Consider the following 19,409-nt stretch of genomic DNA (forward strand, 5'->3'; position numbering starts at 1 on the left):
CTCTTTTGCTTTCAGTTCGTCGCCTTTCCCATCGGGGTCGCCGCTTTTTGGGTCAAGATCGCTGGCTGTAGGATCAAAAGGAGCGCGGGTGTTTTCATGGGCTGGAGTACCGTGCTCCGGGTCTCCGCCTTTGCCTCGGTCATCTCCACCTTTGCCTAGGTCGTCTCCACCTTTGCCCAGGTTGTCTCCACCTTTGCCCCGGTCGTCTCCGCCTCTGCCCAGGTTGTCTCCGCCTTTGCCCCGGTCGTCTCCGCCTCTGCCTAGGTCGTCCCCATCCCCGTGCAAATGGCCCGGTATCCGCCCGTCCCACATACTTTCCGCATATGTCGCGTACATGATCCTGAATCTCATCAGCTCGTCGGGAGGTGCGCCCTCTCTTCTGGTTCCGCCCGAAATCGCATCATTTCGCTCATCTGCGCGCAGCATGTTTGGCTTTGGCTTGTCTGCCGCATACGTGGCCAGCGGCAGACAAAGAATCATTGCCAGAATCAATAACAAATAGTGCTTCCGAATCACCAGTGCCCCTCCTTACTCCTCCGGACATTCCTTTTCTGCAATCGTTTCTTTTCCATATGGTAGTATTTGGATGAAAAGGCCACATGCAGCAAAAGTATGAAAATCCAGTGGGTACAACGGAGCAAGAGGAGGGCTCTTATGCCTGCGAAACAGGAAAAAGGCCGGAGTTAACAATCAATTAATCATTTTCTCTTTGTGATTAATGGAAGGTAATTTGGAACGCCTGAAGTGCTGGCCACTTCTTTGATACCACTTTCAAGACAGGAGGCGCTCCTGTGAAGACGATCCTGATAAAAAGATTTTTCACAAGTCGGAAAATATAGAATCCGACTCCTCCTCCGTGTTATGATAAACGCCAAAGTCACACAGCGGGAGGTTCGTATGGAGAATTATTCTTTATTTATTCTGATGTCCATTCTGCTGATCATCCTTCCCGGACCAGACACAGGACTGATTACGCAAAATACACTGGCGGCAGGAAAACAGGGGGGCATGAAAACCGTTCTGGGAAGTGCCGGGGGGCTGATGATCCATACGCTCGCAGTTACTCTCGGGCTTTCCTCCATCCTGGTCAAGTCAGCGTTTCTGTTTTCCATCTTCAAATACGTCGGGGCCATCTATCTGATCTATTTGGGGATTACCTCCCTGTGGTCGCTGCGAAGAAAAGCGACTGGCGGGGATGAGACAAGCGAAAATGCCTACAAGCACAAATCTCACTTTTTTCAAGGCTTTCTCACCAATGTGCTGAATCCGAAGGTCGCCGTCTTTTTTCTGACGTTCCTGCCCCAATTTGTCAAGCCGGGTACCGGCGCCTTTTGGCAATTTCTCGCCATGGGACTTACCTATACGGTCCTGACAGTCATCTGGTTCTTCTTTTATATCCATTTCATCAACTGGATTCGGGCCTGGATGAAAAAACCGTCGACACAGCGCGTGATTCAGGGGATGACAGGCGTGGCTCTGCTCGGATTCGGCGTCAAGCTTGCCTTGGAGAAACAGCCGTAAACCGCTGGGGCAAGTTGACATTCGGTAACTGTCATGTCAGAAACGAAGTGAAACGGCAGGCATACAGCCGTCCAAGGGAAAGCTGGTTGCTGGTTGCTGGTTGCTGGTTGCTTGTTTCTTGTTTCTTGTTTCCTGTCTCCTGCTTCCTGATCCCGCCCCAGTCTTTTGCCGTAAAAGAAATGCAGATGGTTCGACCGCAAGCCAAGATTTTCCAACAAATGTAAACGCCCTTCCTGTCAGGAAGGGCGAAATAGCAAGCTCCCTTCCTTCCTGGAATGGGAGCTTCTCTGTATCTGCGAAAATATAAGCTCACGGATGGAGCGCTTTCTCGCCTTATCCTTTGAGGCCGTTACGGGAAAACAATCGTCTTGTTGCCATACACCAGTACACGGTCCTCCAGATGCCAGCCGACGGCACGCGCCAGCACGGTCCGCTCTACCTGACGCCCCAACTGCTTGAGCGTTTCCACATCCTCCTGATGCGTCACTCTCTGCACATCCTGCTCGATGATCGGGCCTGCGTCCAGCTCCTCCGTCACGTAGTGGGCTGTCGCTCCGATCAGCTTAACGCCGCGGCGGTACGCCTGTTCATAAGGCTTGGCTCCGACGAATGCAGGCAGGAACGAATGGTGAATGTTGATGATTTGCATCGGGTACTCCTGCAAGAAGCGCGGGGACAAAATCTGCATGTAGCGAGCCAGCACCAGAAAGTCGACATTGTCCGGCACAGCGGCCAACTGGGCTTCCTCCGCCTCGGCCTTGCGATCCTTGAGGACGGGAATGTGCCGATATGGAATGCCAAAGGACTCCACCGTCTCTTTCATGTCTGGATGGTTGCTGATGACGACCTCGATGTCGGCATGCAGGGCACCCGACTTCCACAGCCAGAGCAATTCGAGCAAACAGTGGTCTTCCTTGGAAACGAAGATGGCCATTTTTTTGCGTCGGTTGGCCTCGACCAGCGACCATTCCATCGAAAAGCTTTCCGCGACCGGGCGGAACGATTCCTTGATCGCTTCATAGCGCTCGGCCAGATTGACGACGTCGAATTCGATGCGCATGAAAAAGCGGCCTGTTTCCGGGTCGGTCGTGTACTGGTCGGACTGAACGATATTGGCTCCCTGTTCGAACAGGAAATGGGATACAGCGGCGACGATCCCGGCGCGATCGGGGCAGGAAATCAGCATGCGGGCCCGATCCTTGTTCTTTTGCCGGTACGCCAGCCATTCTCTCTCTGACAAAAGATGCATGGTTCTACTCCTCCAACTTTGTTTGAAAATGTTTTTGACATTATATCATGTCCGACATTGATGCTCCGAGCGAACTTTTTTGATTGGCATGTAATAAAGAAGGCTTTGCTCAAACCTTAGTGGAGGAGATGAAAAAGGAGAAAACTGCTCAGGATGCTGTTTGAAGAAGTAACAAACCTATTTGAAAAACCTCCCGTTCCCGCTTGTTTGAAAGAGGAATTCCAAATAGCTGAAGCGAACATCTTTTACAAAAATTTTACCGAAGAGGAGAAGCAAAATGCCGCAACCGCTGTTAAAAGGGATTGAAGGTGTATTTATTCCGGTCAAAAACCCTGGATTATCTGCCAAGTGGTACGAAGAAAAATTGGGCTTCAAACTTCTTTATGTGGAAGCAGAAGCGGCCGTTTTGAAGATTTCAGATGAGTCAAAAACGGTCGTATGCCTTGTAAAAACGGTACAACACCAGCCGATGGAGTTTCCCGAAAATAACTTCGGCGTAGGCAAATACTACAACTTTATTTCGGATGACATTGAAAAAACTCACCAGCTTTTGATTGAGCAGGGAGTGAAAGTCAATTCGATTGGCGGTGAAGGGGCTACCCGATTTTTTACTTTTTACGACCCGGACGGAAATCCTTTAGGGGTTTGCCGATAGCTGAAAAAACAAAGTGCTTAACCAGTGTGTTTTTCAACTACCTTCTCAAGATGAACGCTCGCTCGTTTTCGGCTGCTTCATGAAGGAAGAGTCCGCCTCTATGACCGGCAAATGATTGAATTTTACAAAGGAGAAATGAAAGAGCCCCAGGACTTTCTTGGTCCCGGAGCCTTTATCCACCTAAGTTCTTTTCAATCCTGAATCCTGCCTCAGATTGATTTCCATCTGATAAGTCACGCATAGTATGGTGAGATTACCCGGATTTCTTTTAAACATCAGATCCTCTGATCTTTCTCCTGTCCTTGGACCCGCTATACTCCCCCCTGCCCTTCCTCCTCCGTAAAACAGCGCGAACGAGTGAGGAACCTGACGCCGTGAGGAGCTTCCAGAGAAAAGCCGCTGCCCCTGCCGACTACGACGTCGATGATAAGCTGCGTGTGCTTCCAGTATTCGTACTGCGCTGCTCCGATGTAGAACGGACAGCCGCCGATTTCCCCGAGGAGCACGTCTTGATCGCCCACCCGGAACTCCCCTTGGGGATAGCACATCGGAGCGCTGCCATCGCAGCAGCCGCCTGACTGGTGAAACATGAGCGGGCCATGCTGCTCTCGGAGCTTGTCGATCCAGACCAGCGCTTCCGGAGTCGCTACTACCTTTTGGACCATCACTTTGCCCTCCGTATGATGACTTCTCTCACCAATTAGAAAAATCCGAGTGCATTCGGGCTGTAGCTGACCAGCAGGTTTTTCGTTTGCTGATAGTGGCCGAGCATCATCTTGTGCGTTTCACGGCCGATGCCTGACTGTTTGTATCCGCCAAAGGCCGCGTGGGCCGGGTAGGCGTGATAGCAGTTGGTCCAGACACGGCCCGCCTGGATTCCGCGTCCGAGCCGGTAAGCCGTGTTGATGTCACGCGTCCAGACGCCTGCGCCGAGGCCGTAGAGCGTGTCGTTGGCGATCGCCAGCGCTTCGTCAAAATCCGCAAAGGAAGTGACCGACACGACTGGTCCAAAGATTTCCTCCTGGAAAATGCGCATGCTGTTGTTCCCGGCGAAGATCGTCGGCTTCACATAGTATCCGTCCGCCAGATCGCCCGGCAGCACATTTCGCTCGCCCCCGGTGAGCACCTCTGCCCCTTCCTGCTTGCCGATATCGATGTAGGAAAGAATTTTCTCTAGCTGATCGCTGGACGCTTGGGCCCCGATCATCGTCTCCGTATCCAGCGGGTTGCCTTGTTTGATTTGTTTGGTCCGCTCGACGGCTCTCTCGATGAACTCCCCGTAAAAGCTTTGCTGTACCAAGGCGCGGGACGGGCAGGTGCACACTTCGCCCTGATTGAGGGCGAACATCGTGAAGCCTTCCAGGGCTTTGTCGGCAAAAGCATCCTGCTGGTCAAAGACATCTTTGAAAAAGATATTCGGAGACTTGCCGCCCAGCTCCAGCGTCACGGGAATGATGTTCTCGGAAGCGTACTGCATGATCAGACGCCCTGTCGTGGTTTCCCCGGTAAAGGCGATCTTGGCGATTCTCTTGTTGGTGGCGAGCGGCTTCCCTGCCTCGATGCCGAAGCCGTTGACCACGTTGACCACGCCGGGCGGCAGCAGGTCCCCGATGAGCTCCATCAGCACCATGATGCTGGCGGGTGTCTGCTCTGCCGGCTTCAGGACGACGCAGTTGCCTGCCGCCAGCGCCGGAGCCAGCTTCCACGTCGCCATCAAGAGCGGGAAATTCCAGGGGATGATCTGCCCCACCACGCCCAGCGGTTCATGGAAATGGTAGGCGACCGTGTCATTGTCGATTTGGCTGATGGTTCCCTCCTGGGCCCGAACGACACCGGCAAAATAGCGGAAATGGTCGATGGCAAGCGGCAGGTCGGCATTGAGCGTCTCGCGAATCGGCTTGCCGTTGTCCCACGTCTCCGCCACGGCCAGCATCTCCAGATTTGCCTCCATCCGGTCTGCGATCCGGTTTAAAATAAGGGCTCGCTCTGCGACAGACGTACTGCCCCACGCTGTCTTTGCAGCATGGGCAGCGTCCAGGGCCTTTTCAATGTCTTCCGCCCGGGACCGGGCTACCTCGCAGAACACCTTTCCATTGACCGGGGAAACGTTTTCAAAATACTCCTCCTGTACAGGAGCTACCCACTCGCCGCCAATATAGTTTTCATAGCGCGTGCGAAACGTTACTTTGCTGGCGGGTTGTCCCGGCTGTGTGTAGATCATCCTCAAAATCCCTCCCATAAATTACCCGCTTACTCCATCGTCAGAACGACGCGTCCGTTGATCTGTCCTTTTACCATCCGGTCAAACACTTCGTTGATCTTGTCGAGCGGCTGTGTCTCGATAATGGCCTTCACTTTTCCCCGGGCGGCGAATTCAAGCGCCTCCTGCATATCCTTGCGCGTGCCGACAATCGACCCTTTTACCGAAACGCCGTTCAATACGGTGTCAAAGATCGGGATCGGCAGCTCGTCATTGGGCAGACCGACGACGACGACTGAGCCCCCGCGCCGAACGGAACGGTACGCCTGTTCAAAAGCCTTTTTGGTAACGGCAACACTGATCGCTGCATGCGCGCCGCCGATCTCTTCGGAAATCGCCTGAACCGGATCGACCTTGGCCCCGTTCACCGTGACATCGGCTCCCAGTTCTTTGGCCAGCTCCAGCTTCTCATCGTGGATGTCCACCGCCGCCACGTTGTAGCCCATCGCCTTGGCGTACTGGAGCGCCAAATGTCCCAGTCCTCCAATGCCGTAAATCGCCACCCACTCGCCCGGCTTTACATTTGCTACCTTGAGCGCCTTGTATGTCGTGACGCCGGCGCAAAGGATCGGAGCTGCATCCACATCGCTGATTCCGTCCGGGATTTTGGCTACATAGGCTGCCGGAGCCTTGCAGTACTCCGCATAGCCGCCGTCCACCGAGTATCCGCCGTTCTGCTGTTTCTGGCACAGCGTTTCCCAGCCGGTCAGGCAGTAGTCGCACTCGCCGCAGGCAGAGTACAGCCAGGGGATGCCCACACGGTCTCCCACCTTCAAGGAGGCGACTCCCTCTCCCACTTTTTCGACGACCCCGACGCCTTCGTGACCGGGAATGACCGGAAGCTTCGGCTTGACGGGCCAGTCCCCGTGAGCTGCGTGCAGATCCGTATGGCAGACGCCGCATGCTTTGATCCTTACCAGCACCTCCCCTGGACCAATTTCTGGAACAGGCACTTCCTTCACTTCCAATTTCTCGTGAAACTGATTGACGACTGCTGCTTTCATGAAGAATCCCTCCTTGAAAATTGAGTGGGTCACTCTGGAGTTTTCTTCATGCAACCAACATGCCAGTTCTAAATAATACCAATTTTCAGGAAAAATATGCAGGTTCGGCCAAAATTTTGGCACCCGGGACAAAATAACGGCCCATCAGCCGACGATTTGTCCTTGGAAACGATTTCAGGCATATATTACAATGAAAACGAGAACAGCTAATTTGGAAATAAAGGGGTGTTCAGATGCAAATATCCAAGTTCGCCACTCCGGAAATCATTTTTGGCAACCAGTCGATCAGCCAGATCGGGGAAAGCTTGAGCCGCTTGGGCGCCAGAAAGGTCTTTCTCGTCAGCGACCCGGGAGTCCTTGATGCCGGATGGGCAGAGCAGGCCATCAAGCATATAAAAGAGAGCAACCTGGATTACCACCTCTGGACCCATGTGACCCCCAATCCGAAAGACTACGAGGTTCACGCCGGTGCCGCGGAATACCGTGACCACGAATGCAACGCCATCGTCGGCGTCGGCGGAGGCAGCGCGATGGATGCAGCCAAAGCAATCGCTCTGCTCGGTACAAACGACGGAAGCATTCTTCAATACGAAGGCGTGGACAAAATCGAACGGCCTCTGCCGCCCATGGTGATGCTTCCGACCACAGCCGGTTCCGGCTCTGAGGTTTCGCAATTTTCAATCATCGTCGACTCTGCCCGCAAGGTGAAAATGGCAATCATCTCCAAGTCGCTGATTCCCGACATCGCGATCATCGATCCACAGACGCTGATGACAAAGGACGGCCGGCTGACTGCCAACACCGGCATCGATGCCCTGACCCATGCTATCGAATCTTACATTTCGCTGGCCGCCACGCCGCTAACCGAAGTGCTCTCTCTTTCCGCGATGCGGATCATCTCCCAAAACCTGCGGCCTTCTGTTGCCAGCCAATACAATCTCGAAGCCAAGCAAGCGATGGCGATGGCCAGTCTGCAAGCCGGCATCGCCTTTTCCAACGCCATTTTAGGGGCCGTTCACGCCATGTCGCATCAGCTCGGAGGCCTGCTGGATACTCCACACGGCGAGGTGAACGCGATTCTGCTTCCCTACGTGCTGGAATACAATTACATTGCCGCTCCGGAAAAATACCGCAAGATGGCGGAAGCGATGGGTGAAAACGTCGCCGGACTCAGCCTCCACGATGCTTCGCGGCTGATGATGAAAGCCGTTACCAATCTCACCGGCGACCTGCAGATCCCTGTCACTTTGTCCGAATTGGGCCTGCAGCCCGAGCATATCGAGCTATTGAGCCGCAACGCCGTTCAGGACGTATGCATGGCCACCAATCCCCGCGACATGAGCGCAGAAGACGTCAAGGCCCTGTTCCAAAAAGCCATGTAGGAGGACGTATGCATCACAAAAGGGAAATCCTCGAAAAGCTGACCGGCGTGGAATCGTCGCGCAAAACGTACTATAAGGAGCTCAACCTCGTCGTCGATGAGATGAAAAAGAAAAACCGACAGCTGGAGGTTATGAATCGCCTGACCAAAATCCAGGTAGACGCCGACTGGACGGAAGTCAGTCTCTATTTGGCCGAGCAGCTTTCCCGGCTGATCCCGTTCGATCAGTTCATCCTTACCCTGGTCGAGCGAGCGACGATGTTTTCCCACATCGCACAGCGCGAGCAGGATGACTGGCACTGCCGTACAGTTACGCGTCCGCTTCAGCAAAAAACACCTGTCAGCACCGAACAGTTGAACGCCCTGCTTCAAACGGAGCATCCGGACTGCCATGTGACATCGGTTGCGCTGCAAAGCAGGCTGCAGCGCGTATTCGGCTTTCTCACGCTGCTGCACGATACGCCTGTCGAAAATGATTCCGAGCACCTTGTCCTGTTCCAGCAAATCGCCGAGCACGTCGGCGTTTCCGTGGAAAACATGATTTTGTTCAAAGATGTGAGCGAGAAAGTGAAAATCGAGGCACAGCTTGTTCAATCGGCGAAAATGGCAGCAATCGGGGAGATGGCAGCGGGCGTGGCTCACGAGTTGAACAGCCCGTTGACGGCGATTCTCGGCAACATCCAGCTCCTGATGAGGGAAATCAAGACAGAGCCGTATTCGCAAATGATGAACGATATATATCAATGCGGTGTCCGTTCCAAGAAGATCATCCAAAATCTGCTGACCTTCTCCAGGCAGGAGGAATATCCCTTCGAGCGGCTGAACATGAACGATCTGGTCGAGGATGTTCTCGGCTTGATCGGCTACCAGCTTACCGTCTCCGGGGTGACCATCGCCAAAAAACGGTCGGACAAGCCGCTGCTTTTCCGGGGCAGCCGGCACCAGATCGAACAGATCATCATCAATCTCTTGCTCAATGCCCGCGACGCCCTTCAAGGTGTGCCGTCACCGACGATCACCATCGAAACCTTCCAAACCTTTTTGCCAGAAGGCCCATTTGTCGGCTTATCCGTTCACGACAACGGCGTCGGCATTGAAAAAGAGCATCTTCCGCAAATCTTTCATCCCTTTTTTACGACCAAGGAGCAAGCCAAGGGAACGGGACTCGGCCTGTCGGTCAGTCTGGGCATTGCCGAGTCCCACGACGGCAAGCTGATGGCCCAAAGCGAGGCGGGCAAGTTCAGCTGCTTCACCTTGCTGCTGCCAACTACAGCTCATGAGGAGAATGACGGTGAATAGGAAAAACGTACTCATCATCGATGACGAAGTGGAAGTGACTTCCTTCTTTACGTATTTTCTCAAGGCGAAAAACTGCCATGTGACCGTCGCCCATTCTGGAAAAGAAGTGGAGCTTTTGCTCGCAGACAACGCTTCCGCCGGGTATCAGTTGGCGCTGATTGATTTGAAGCTGCCCGATGCCAATGGACTGGAGCTGCTGACGGCCATCAAGAACCGGTTTCCCGCGTGCGAAGCCATGGTCATGACCGGCTACAGCACGATCAAATCCGCTGTCACCGCCATGCAGCTCGGTGCCAGAGACTACCTGGAAAAGCCTTTTGACGACCTGGACAGCCTGGAGACGGCCATCTTTTCCGTCCTGGAGAAAAGCACCGAGCGCTATGATCGGCTGGCCCAGACAGCCCGCCACTACGGCATGGTTTACGCACCGGCAAGCCCCATGGTGAAAGTATTGTCCCTCGCCGAGAAGCTGGCCAAAAAGGCAATCAATATCCTGATCGAGGGCGAGACCGGCACCGGCAAGGAGCTGATGGCCCGCTTTCTCCACGGTACAAGCACGCGGTCATCCTTCCCCTTCGTCGGCATAAACTGCGGCGCGATCCCGGAAACGCTGCTGGAGAGCGAATTGTTCGGCCATGAAAAAGGGGCCTTTACAGGAGCCGTAAAGGCGCGGAAAGGCTTTTTTGAGCTGGCCCATAATGGCACCCTGTTCCTCGATGAGATCGGAGAGGCTCCCCTGTCCATTCAGGTCAAGCTGCTGCGCGTCATCGAGACGGGCGAGTTCATGCGCATCGGCGGGGAGCAGACGTTGAAGAGCAACATCCGGTTCATCTCGGCGACGAACCGAAGTCTGGAGCAGGAAGTGGAAAAGAACGGGTATCGCGCCGATTTGCTGTACCGGCTGGAGGGGGTAAAGCTGTCCATCCCGCCGCTGCGGGAGCGGCCCGATGATATACCGTTCATCGTCCAGGACTATCTGGAAAAGAAATTTGGCGGCACACGCCGGGTCGATGCGGAAGCGATGGCCCTGCTTACAGCCTATCACTGGCCGGGAAATGTGCGGCAGCTGCTCAACGTAATGAACCAAACCGCTGCCATACACGATTGCCCGGTTTTGCTGCCGGAACACCTGCCCGCAAATATCGTCGAAAGCTCGCCTCGTTCCCTCGCAAATACAAACGGACCGCTTGCTGTCCACCGTTTTGTGGAGCAGGAAGCGATCCGCTTTGTCGAGAGCGTCGTCGACCGGATTGGGTCGGTAGACGAGATTCATTTTGAGCAGCTAATGGAACGAATTCGCAGGCTGGAGACAGAGATCGGCCGTCACATCATCCTGAAAGGCCTTAAAGAGACGGACGGAAACAGGCAGCTGCTCAGCGAAAAGCTGGGCATTTCCAAGCGTACGCTCCGCTACATCCTCAATGAAAAAGAGTAAGGAACATACTGTCATGGACGGTTGGCGATACCGTACAACAGAATATCCACCGTGGCTGCGACCTGTTCCTCGTCCGTGCGCTTGGCAAACTCGTCCGGATCGGTCACATGCTTGAACAGCACCAAACCAATCAGGGAGGAGAGGATCGCCCGGAACACGGCATCAGACGGGAGCGGCCGCAGCTCGCCTGCCTCCGTCCGATCCTTGATCAACTGGGCGGCAAGCCGCTTGATTTCCTGAAAGACCGTAGACAAAAGCGTCTCGCGAATCTCGTCGTGGAAAAACGCCTCCTGCAGCAAAATGCGGACATGCTTCTCGTTGGCCGCCACCAGGCTCAAGCGGTTTTGGTACAGCTCCTGAAGAATTTCGCCGAACGAAAGCTCTTTTTGTCTGTTGAAAATCTCCCGCACATCACGGAGGATAAACGGGGTGGCAATTTTGACGAGGACAGGCGCCACGACAGCCAGCAAAATGTCCTTCTTGGATTTGTAGTGGCGGAAAATGGTCCCTTCCGCCACGCCCGCCTCCTTGGCGATCTCCGCTGTCGAGCTTGCATGAAAGCCTTTGGTCGCAAACAGCTTGATCGACGCCTGCATGATGCTGCGCTGCTTTTCCGTCATTTCGCTCTCGTCCTTCAGCTCCTCGACGAACTGCAACAGACTCTCTTCAAACGATTTACCAGAATCCACGGCCTCGCTCCTCCATCCTTCTCTATCATTGCACTCGTGCATCTACTCTATTTTTTTGCGGAAACGAAGAATGGCTACACTGATCATCAGCAGGAAAAAGACAACCATTCCGATCATATCCTTCCACAGGGCTTCCAAACCGACGCCCTTGAGAAAGATCCCCCGCAGAATTTCCAGAAAATACGTCAGCGGGACAATCCCGCCTAACCATTGTATCACGACTGGCATCGTCTCGCGCGGAAACATGAAGCCGGACAGCAGGACGCTGGGCAGAATGAAGGCAAAGGCGATCTGCATGGCCTGAAGCTGAGTGCGGGCCACGGTGGAGATGAAGATGCCGAGCGTCAGCGTCGTGACGAGAAACAGCACTGACAGAGAAACCAGGAGTGCAGCGCTGCCTTTTACCGGGACGCCAAACCAGGCGGTACCGAGCAACAGCACCAGGCAAAACGAGAAAAATCCGATGAAGACGTAAGGCGTAATCTTGCCGAGCAAAAGCTCCAACGGACGGATCGGCGTGACGATCAATTGCTCCATCGTTCCCCGCTCTTTTTCCCTCACCAGGGAAAACGCGGTCAGGATCATCGTTACGTTCTGCATGATAAGGCCGATCAGGCCGGGGATGTTGAAGACGATGCTCTCCATGTTGGGATTGAACAGGACGCGGGTGTCCAGCTCAACGGCTGGCTCCATCGGGCCGAGGCCCTGCTTTTGCATGCGCTCCTCCTGTATCGTGATCGCGTTGTTCTGGACGATCAGTTGGGCATTCGAAGAAGCCGTCCGGGCGATGTTCGGGTCGGAGCCGTCGATCAGCATTTGCACCTCTGCCATTTCCCCCCGATCGCGCTTTCGGGCGTAATCCGGCGGGATGACGAGCGCTACACTGGCACTCCCGTCGTCCAGCATGGCTTCGATCTCGCGGTAGCTTCCCGCGTGCGCCGTCACCTGAAAGACGCGGGTGTTTTCCAACTGGCTGACAAGCTCACGGCTGTAGGCGGAAGGGCTCTGATCCCAGACTGCCGTCTTGATGTCACTGACGTCCGTGTTGACCGCATACCCGAACAAAAACAGCATCATCAGCGGCATCGCCAGCGCAATGGCGAGACTGGGGCGGTCCCGCTTTACTTGAATGATCTCCTTTTTCACTACGGACCAGTAGCGTGCAGGTGAAAAGCGGCTCATCTCCCCTCCCCCTTTACCGGCACGAGGACGTCTCCTGTTCCCCCGCCGCCGCCCTTTTGCCCAGCCGCCTGCCGCGCTTCTTCCTCTTTTACCAGCTTGATAAACACGTCCTCCAGATTGTCTGCCCCGTGGTGCTCAATGAGCTCGGACGGCGATCCCTGAACGAGCAAGTTGCCGAAAAAAATGAATCCGATCCAGTCGCAAGTCTGCGCCTCATCCATATAGTGGGTCGTCACCAGGATGGTCATTCCCTGTCTCGCCAGGTCGTGAATGACCTCCCAAAAAATGCGGCGGGAAACAGGGTCGACCCCTGCGGTCGGTTCGTCGAGGATCAACAATTCAGGACGGTGCAAAAGGGCGCAGGAGAGCGCCAGCCGTTGTTTCCACCCTCCGGAAAGAGAGCCGGCCAGCTGTTTTTCCCGCCCGGTCAGACCGGCCATTTCAATCAGCTCCCTCTTCCGCTGGATGCGTTCCGCTTTGCCGAGCTGGTACACACCGGCGTAAAAGTCAAGATTTTCATCTACGCTCAAATCTTCATACAGACTAAACTTTTGCGACATGTAGCCAATTCGTTGTTTGATCGCTTCGCTTTGCGTCATCACATCGTAGCCGAGAACAGTGCCACGCCCCGAGGTCGGCGTCAAAAGTCCGCAGAGCATCCGTATCGTCGTCGATTTCCCGGAGCCGTTCGGGCCGAGAAAGCCGTAAATGGAGCCTTTGGGCACGGAAAGCGTCAAGCTGTTGACCGCGATGCGCTCCTGGAATCGCTTGGTCAGCCGCTCGCAGCTGATCGCGACGTCATTTGGCTGATTGTCGTGCATTTGCTTGTCGGCCTCTCTCCTTTTCATCGCGCTTCCCCCTCTGCGAGAAAGCGGACATCGGCAGGCATGCCGGGCCTCAGCTTATCCAGGCCCTCGGTGATCCGAATCGTGACAGCAAACACCAGCTTGGTCCGCTCATCCGGGGTTTGTACGTTTTTCGGCGTGAATTCCGCTTTGTCGGCGATAGTCTGAATCTGGCCCGCAAACACTTCGTCCGGGTACGCATCCACTCGTATTTCCACCTTTTCCCCGATCTTCACCCGGGCTAATTCCGCTTCCGGGATGTATACCTTCAGCTTCAGATGATCGGTTTTCATCATGGTAAAAAGCGTCGCCCCTTGCTTGGCTACCTCCCCTTCCACTACGGAGGATCTGAGCAGAATGCCGTCAGCAGGCGCTTTGATTACGGTCTTTTCCATCTGCCATTTCGCCTGGTCAAGACGGGCGTCCGCCTGCTGTACCGCGGCCAGCAATGCCCGGATTGAATGGCTCGTGCTTCCCTCCTTTAAAAGCTCCAGATCAGCGACAGCTCCCTTTCTCTGTGCCTCTGCCGTCCCTTTTTGCGCGAGGGCTGCCGCAATGTCCTGCTGAACGGAATCATACCGGGAACGCGCTGCCTCCAACTGTGCCGCCAGCTGATTTGCCTGGGTCTGGGCCTGGTTGACCGCTTCCTGGGCGGCTTCATACTCCTTTTTGGCAATCGCCCCCCGCTGAAACAAGGCAACTGCTTCCTTCAAGCGATTTTCCTGAAAGGCCAGCGTTCTTTTGGCACCTTCCCACTGCATTTCGACCTGGGCAACCTGATCCTTGCTTTGGGCCAGAGCCGCCTGGGCCTGCTTGGCGCGCGCTTCCTGAAGAACAATTGTGGCATCCGCTTGCTGAACGAGGGCAATTCCTTTTTGGATGGACGGATTGCGGCTTCCCGCTTTGGCTTCATCCAATTTGGCCTGCGCCTGCGCTTTGGCCGCCTCGGCTTCGTTTACTGCCGCCTCATAATTTCGCTTGTCAATCTCCGCCAGCACCGAGCCACTGTGAACAACGTCTCCTTCCCCGACCTTGACGCTTTGAACAAGCCCGGCCGCTTCTGCTACGATCGGCACCTCCTCCGCTTCAATCGTTCCGGAAAGCGGCCGTTCATCCGGTTGAAACAGCGAGCAGCCGGATAAAAAGAGAAGCGATACAGCGAGCAAAGAAAACGGCATTGTGCGAAACATCGGATCACCTCATTTTTAATAGTGAGTACTCACTCATTTTTAGGCGAATAAAAAAACATCCTGTCCACCAAAGACAATGGCTGCCTGCTCGGTACGTCCGTTTGTGGTGAAAAAGATGCATGAAATTCCTTGCAAACCAAAAGCGAGTGATTACTCACTTGTTTATACTCGCATTATAGGAGCATCTCCTCTCTTCTGTAAAGACCTATTTCCAAGGATTTGGATAGTCAAACCATTCTCTTTGTCCGGCGCTGTATTTTTCCAGCAGGGCAGCCGCAGTCCTGCAGGCAAACTGATGCTCCTCCTCATCGATGGCCCCTTTCTTCAAGGCATCCTCCAGTTCGTCCTCATCCAGCAAATACACTTCGCCGTTCGGCAGCACCACGATATCGAGATACAGGTCGTCGTAATACAAATATCCTTGCTCATCCTTTCCGTGCCGCTTGCAAATATCGATATACCATTGGATCGTTCTTCCCTGGGCATCCAGCATTTTGGTCACAGCGTAGCCGCAGCCGTCCGGGAAATACTGCAGGTAGCAATACCCCTTGTCGCCTACACACATACGCTTTCCGCCCACCGTCATAAATGCCGGCTCATGCACCTGATCCAGTGTCAAGCGGACAGCATAGCCCGTGAACTCCGCAGATTCCACCCGTTTCTCCAGGTAGCCCAGCTTTTTTACCCGCCGCCAGTTGGGCCGATCGGCTCTTTTTCGTTTCATCCTGCATTCTCCTTTTCCCTAGTTTCCACGTTCACTGTAACATGTTTTCCCTGTTCCTGTAAAAAAGCAAGCCGGCATACAAAAAAAACCGGCCATATCCTGACCGGCTGCAAATGCTCTCTCTTTTATGGTTGAATGAGTGTCCCTGTTTTTGCATCAATGGCAAGCGGCTTCTCGTTCCGCATGGGGTATGGATAAACCAGTTGCATACCTGTGTCTGTTTTCCCCTGGTCATTTGTGCGATAAGCCAGCTCTGGCTTCACCTTCTCCGCGAACACCTTCATGGCCTCCTCCAGCGAAATAACATCCTTTGCGTTTGGCAACTGGGGGAGTGCTTCTCCGAACGGACCAGCCATGCCCGCGATTGTTCCACTGGTTCTGTCTACATATACGTCAAAGCTGTGATTGATCACCGGAATCCCCTGATGCACCCAGGAGAACCGGTACAGCGTTTGTTGTCCGTCCTGCACCTGACTGATCATTTCTATCTCTTCCACGCCGGCAGGCAGATAACGGGCCAGCCTTTCTATCGCGATCCGCCGGGCTTCCTCCACTCCGATTTCTTGATTCCCTGCCTTCGCAGCAGCGTTTCTGGTCGTGAACGAAAGAACATTTCCCTTTTTGTCCATGCGGATTCTCGCGGATTTTCCTCCGTCCCACTCCCAAAGGTATTCGAAGGTTGAACCATTGATCATTCTGACAGGCTTACTTCCATTCTTTATCTTTACTCCGAACTCATCTCGCAGCAGCCCGGAAGCCGCATCGACGTCTAATGCCCGGAGCGGTTTTGCTTCAGGCTGTACGCGGATGGTTTCCGCTGCCTGGCTTCCATGTGCCGCTACTTTTCCGCTAAGGGCGTCCACATAGCTGATTTGCAGCGGCTGATACCGCAAGACAGGCTTTTCGCCTTTGGCATAGACGAGTCGCAGCGTAGTCGCCAGCTTTTGTGCGGCCTCTGCCTGATCGATCATTGGCTTCTGAGCGGAGCCGGAAGAAAATGAATGTTGCTCGCTTGGATAGATTTCCATCCCGACTACTTCCGACCCTTTGTCTATTTTCACAACCAAACTGCTTTCCTCTGCGGGAATTCCCTCTACGACGCGACTGAAAGCGACGATCCCCTCTGCCAACCGGGAGCGGGCAGGGTTGAAACGGTATTGCCTGCTCTCTTGCCCCAGCTTTTCCTGCAAATATCTCTCCGCTTGCCTCTGAAGCCCGCTCGTGCTGACCGACTTCTGGTCCGCTGCCGACAAACCGTCTCCCGTAACTGCTGCCGATCGTTCTGCGGACTGTTCTTCGCTGTGGACGGTTCTTTCGCGCTGCGCCCGGGCTTCTCCGGCTTCTTCTGTTTCCCCTGCTTCCTCTATACCGAGCTTGTGTCCTGTTCCCTGCCCATTTGCCGTCTGCGGCAAAACCAAGCTTTTCTCCCCATCAGAAGAAAGCTCTCCGTTTGTTGAATACGGGGGGACAACCGGGGAGCGGAAAATGCCCGGGACTTGTACGGGTGCCGAAGCTGCGTAGGCGCTTTCCTCCCTTTGTCCGTGATCTGCTGTGGAGGGAAGATTCGCTTTTTCTGTAACTGCTCCCTGCATCCACACGCCGATCAAAATGGCGGCAGAAGTGCCAAGCGAGTAGGTCATTACTCTGGTGATCCTCTCTGTCCGTTTCATCTTTCTCGCCTGCCGGGCCAGCATTTCCTCCCCATATCGGACCCACTCTTCCCGCGGAGCCGGCACCGTCGCCCGGTACCTGCGAAGAGATTTTTCGATCTGTTCTTCATCTGGCAAACTCACTGATCACCCCTCCTTCTTCTCCGCCCATATATTTTTGCAGCATTTTCAGCGCCCGGTGATAGTCGACCCTGACCTTTGCCTCCGAGATGTGCAAAAGCTCGGCTGTTTCTTTGATCGAATACTCTTTGATGCCTCTGACGATCACGATTACCCTGTAGTGCGGCTTCAGCTTTTGCAGCGCTTCTTTTACCATCCGCATCTCTTCCTTTGCCGCAAGCGATTCTTCCGGAAGCCCGTCCTGGGACCTCATGTCATCCAGCAGGGTGGCGGAAAACAGACGGAGCCACTTTTGCTTCCGGTATTGGTCTATGGCGGCATGCCTTGCGATGGAAAACAGCCAGGTTCTCATCGAGACGCGTCCGTCATAGCGAGGCAGAGCTTTCAAGAGGCGCGTAAACACCTCCTGGGTCATATCCTCGGCATCCTCCCGGCGCCCGGTAAAGTAATACAGGAACGTATAAACATCCTCGTAATAGGTCTTGTAGATCGTTCGAATGCGCTGCTCGAGATCGTCCGTCACCGCTTCCCCTCCTTCTCCTCTGCGTGGTCGGATGTTTGCCAGCCATTCCAGGTTGTATATTTGCCAGCCATTTAAAAGAAGCCTTGCGCTTCCTCAAAATTACTCTTTCCAGGAGAGCACTTTGCCCGTAACCGCGTCAACTCTTTGCCCGCGGACGACGTCTGCTGCCTTGTACACAAGCCTTGCTTGCTGATCCGTTTCTCCGAGCGTATATACAAGCGTCAACGGAAATTCCTTCACGTAATGAGCTGCCGCTTCCGCCGGATCAATCGCTTGATCAGCCTTCGGGAAATTCACTTGCTTTCGGACACTGAGCGATGTTTTGATGACTTTTCCTGTTTCCGCATCGACGTTCACTTCGTATCGCCATTCCCGTACCGGAATTCCCTCGTGCAACAGGGCAAATTCTGCGCGATAGGTGTTGCCGTGTTTCATGTAGCGCGGGCTTTCCAGCAGCATGACTTCCTTTTCGCTCGCGGGCAGATACGTTTCGATCTCCTTGATTGCCGTTTGCAGGGCTTGCTCCGCTGTGATCTTTTTCTCTTTGCTTCCTCCGGCAATGACATGTGCCGTATTTTCGTAGGAAAGAAGGCTGTTGGTCTTGGTATCGATGACGGCAGTAGCGATCCGTTCCTCGTCTTTCGTCCATTCGATGGTCTTTCGATTGAATTTTTCCATTATGTCCTCGCTTGCGACGGCTCCCTCTGTCTGAATGCCCCGCTTTGCCAGGAAAGCGGCGGCTTCTGCAGCATTTTTTGCGACAGGAGCCTCGCCCTTGGGCTGGACCTGAATGATCTTGTGATAGCTGTTCTCTCCTGTGTCCTTCCCTGTCTTGGCATCCAGCTCACCAGAGAAAGCGAAGGTGTAGCGGAGAGCTGCACTGCCCTCCTTCGTTTCGTACTGCAAACGCAGGTATTGTGCCAGCTCCTTTTCGGCCTGGTCCTTCGTTATCACTCCCTCGGGCTTCGGAAATACATATTTGTCCCGGGAAAGCGCCAGAGAAGCCATAACGGTCTTGCCGACAATTTCACCGCTGCTGTCCACATCGATCATGACACTGTCATTTTGCAAGGGGATTCCATTCACACCCCGGGAAAAAACGATCGAGTCCGCAGAGGCAGTCAAGCTCGGATTGTACTGATAGTCGCCCATGCCTTCTCCGTACCACTTCTTCATAAAAGCTGTCGCCTTTTCAATGGCTTTGTCCAGCGAATATGTGGAAGGAGGAGTCGTCCCTCCGTTCATCCGGTGAAATCCCTTCCACTCTCCCGTACTTCCGTCCACGTACAAGGAAATTCGGGGAAATGGCGTTTCCTTGGATTGCTGCAAGACGACCACCACCTGGCCACCCTCTCCCGGCTCGACTACTTTATAGGGGTATTGATCAAGATAAGGGAGCATTTTTTTCGCTTGCTCCAGCGCTTTGTCCGCCTGCTCCATGAGCGCCGGCACTACCTGTACCTGGACGGTTTTACCAGCCGCAGGCAATGGCTGATTTGCCGATACCTGCAGCGGGGCGGCAACTGCAAGACTGGCCAACAGGGCAACGAACGCGTAGCTTTTTGTTTTCACAATGATTTCCTCCTCTTCCATTCTCCATCATACTTGCTTTCACTCCAATATTCGGGTGAATCTGGAATTTGTTTCAATTTTGCTCAAAAA

19 protein-coding genes are annotated in these 19,409 nt (G+C 54.2%); 6 read left to right on the top strand and 13 right to left on the bottom strand.

Annotated features, from left to right (window positions below; genetic code table 11):
* A partial coding sequence (locus tag EDM54_RS11250; protein WP_183189159.1) for a hypothetical protein occupies window positions 1–516 on the bottom strand: 516 nt, incomplete at its 3' end.
* Between the two features lie 381 nt (window positions 517–897).
* Here EDM54_RS11250 and EDM54_RS11255 point away from each other — a divergent pair.
* A complete protein-coding gene (locus EDM54_RS11255) occupies window positions 898–1,521 on the top strand; it encodes a LysE family translocator (protein ID WP_024983577.1) in 624 nt (207 codons plus the stop codon).
* A 349-nt stretch (window positions 1,522–1,870) separates the two neighbouring features.
* Here the strand turns inward: EDM54_RS11255 and purU are convergent, their stop codons facing one another.
* Complete coding sequence (gene purU / locus EDM54_RS11265) at window positions 1,871–2,770, bottom strand: formyltetrahydrofolate deformylase (protein WP_122958196.1); 900 nt, start codon at window positions 2,768–2,770, stop codon at window positions 1,871–1,873.
* A 153-nt stretch (window positions 2,771–2,923) separates the two neighbouring features.
* Here purU and EDM54_RS26455 point away from each other — a divergent pair, with 153 nt between their 5' ends.
* On the top strand, window positions 2,924–3,076 hold the full coding sequence (locus EDM54_RS26455) for a hypothetical protein (RefSeq protein ID WP_155807957.1): 153 nt from the start codon (window positions 2,924–2,926) through the stop codon (window positions 3,074–3,076).
* Window positions 3,048–3,425 carry a VOC family protein gene (locus EDM54_RS11270; protein ID WP_003391708.1) on the top strand — a complete coding sequence of 126 codons (378 nt, stop codon included), beginning with the start codon at window positions 3,048–3,050 and terminating at the stop codon, window positions 3,423–3,425. Before EDM54_RS26455 ends, EDM54_RS11270 begins: the two co-directional genes overlap by 29 nt.
* 311 nt (window positions 3,426–3,736) lie before the next feature.
* On the opposite strand, the gene EDM54_RS11275 is transcribed toward EDM54_RS11270, so the two are convergent.
* Genes EDM54_RS11275 through adhP form a run of 3 tightly spaced genes read right to left on the bottom strand, consistent with a single transcriptional unit; the run spans window position 3,737 to window position 6,689 of the window.
* Window positions 3,737–4,090: a DUF779 domain-containing protein gene (locus EDM54_RS11275; RefSeq protein WP_122958197.1), complete on the bottom strand. Its 354-nt coding sequence runs from the start codon at window positions 4,088–4,090 to the stop codon at window positions 3,737–3,739.
* A gap of 35 nt (window positions 4,091–4,125) precedes the next feature.
* Window positions 4,126–5,646 (bottom strand): aldehyde dehydrogenase, encoded by a 1,521-nt coding sequence (gene adh / locus EDM54_RS11280; protein ID WP_003391710.1) that lies wholly within the window; start codon window positions 5,644–5,646, stop codon window positions 4,126–4,128.
* Between the two features lie 29 nt (window positions 5,647–5,675).
* Window positions 5,676–6,689 carry an alcohol dehydrogenase AdhP gene (adhP, locus tag EDM54_RS11285; RefSeq protein ID WP_003391711.1) on the bottom strand — a complete coding sequence of 338 codons (1,014 nt, stop codon included), beginning with the start codon at window positions 6,687–6,689 and terminating at the stop codon, window positions 5,676–5,678.
* Window positions 6,690–6,922: 233 nt separating this feature from the next.
* Between adhP and EDM54_RS11290 the strand changes: the two genes are divergently transcribed.
* Genes EDM54_RS11290 through EDM54_RS11300 form a run of 3 tightly spaced genes read left to right on the top strand, consistent with a single transcriptional unit; the run spans window position 6,923 to window position 10,804 of the window.
* Window positions 6,923–8,071: an iron-containing alcohol dehydrogenase gene (locus EDM54_RS11290; RefSeq protein ID WP_003391712.1), complete on the top strand. Its 1,149-nt coding sequence runs from the start codon at window positions 6,923–6,925 to the stop codon at window positions 8,069–8,071.
* Window positions 8,072–8,079: 8 nt separating this feature from the next.
* Window positions 8,080–9,369 carry an ATP-binding protein gene (locus tag EDM54_RS11295; protein WP_003391713.1) on the top strand — a complete coding sequence of 430 codons (1,290 nt, stop codon included), beginning with the start codon at window positions 8,080–8,082 and terminating at the stop codon, window positions 9,367–9,369.
* A complete protein-coding gene (locus EDM54_RS11300) occupies window positions 9,362–10,804 on the top strand; it encodes a sigma-54-dependent transcriptional regulator (protein ID WP_003391714.1) in 1,443 nt (480 codons plus the stop codon). Before EDM54_RS11295 ends, EDM54_RS11300 begins: the two co-directional genes overlap by 8 nt.
* Window positions 10,805–10,815: 11 nt before the next feature.
* Here the strand turns inward: EDM54_RS11300 and EDM54_RS11305 are convergent, their stop codons facing one another.
* From EDM54_RS11305 to EDM54_RS11340, 8 genes are all read right to left on the bottom strand, one after another.
* Entirely contained in the window at window positions 10,816–11,493 is a 678-nt protein-coding gene (locus EDM54_RS11305) for a TetR/AcrR family transcriptional regulator (protein WP_003391715.1), read from the bottom strand.
* Window positions 11,494–11,535: 42 nt separating this feature from the next.
* Window positions 11,536–12,675 carry an ABC transporter permease gene (locus EDM54_RS11310; RefSeq protein WP_024983580.1) on the bottom strand — a complete coding sequence of 380 codons (1,140 nt, stop codon included), beginning with the start codon at window positions 12,673–12,675 and terminating at the stop codon, window positions 11,536–11,538.
* Window positions 12,672–13,523, bottom strand: a complete 852-nt coding sequence (locus EDM54_RS11315) for an ABC transporter ATP-binding protein (RefSeq protein WP_003391717.1) — start codon at window positions 13,521–13,523, stop codon at window positions 12,672–12,674. Before EDM54_RS11315 ends, EDM54_RS11310 begins: the two co-directional genes overlap by 4 nt.
* Window positions 13,520–14,710, bottom strand: a complete 1,191-nt coding sequence (locus tag EDM54_RS11320) for an HlyD family secretion protein (protein ID WP_122958198.1) — start codon at window positions 14,708–14,710, stop codon at window positions 13,520–13,522. Before EDM54_RS11320 ends, EDM54_RS11315 begins: the two co-directional genes overlap by 4 nt.
* 205 nt (window positions 14,711–14,915) lie before the next feature.
* Window positions 14,916–15,434 carry a ribonuclease FAU-1 family protein gene (locus EDM54_RS11325; protein WP_122958199.1) on the bottom strand — a complete coding sequence of 173 codons (519 nt, stop codon included), beginning with the start codon at window positions 15,432–15,434 and terminating at the stop codon, window positions 14,916–14,918.
* A gap of 125 nt (window positions 15,435–15,559) precedes the next feature.
* A complete protein-coding gene (locus EDM54_RS11330) occupies window positions 15,560–17,227 on the bottom strand; it encodes a YcdB/YcdC domain-containing protein (RefSeq protein ID WP_122958200.1) in 1,668 nt (555 codons plus the stop codon).
* Window positions 17,211–17,747 carry an RNA polymerase sigma factor gene (locus tag EDM54_RS11335; RefSeq protein WP_003391727.1) on the bottom strand — a complete coding sequence of 179 codons (537 nt, stop codon included), beginning with the start codon at window positions 17,745–17,747 and terminating at the stop codon, window positions 17,211–17,213. The genes EDM54_RS11330 and EDM54_RS11335 overlap by 17 nt, the downstream gene beginning before the upstream one ends.
* A gap of 99 nt (window positions 17,748–17,846) precedes the next feature.
* Window positions 17,847–19,319 carry a PepSY domain-containing protein gene (locus EDM54_RS11340; protein WP_170208384.1) on the bottom strand — a complete coding sequence of 491 codons (1,473 nt, stop codon included), beginning with the start codon at window positions 19,317–19,319 and terminating at the stop codon, window positions 17,847–17,849.
* Window positions 19,320–19,409 lie beyond the last annotated feature (90 nt).

Origin of the sequence: Brevibacillus borstelensis (assembly GCF_003710865.1) — a bacterium.
In the GTDB taxonomy this organism is placed as follows: domain Bacteria; phylum Bacillota; class Bacilli; order Brevibacillales; family Brevibacillaceae; genus Brevibacillus; species Brevibacillus borstelensis.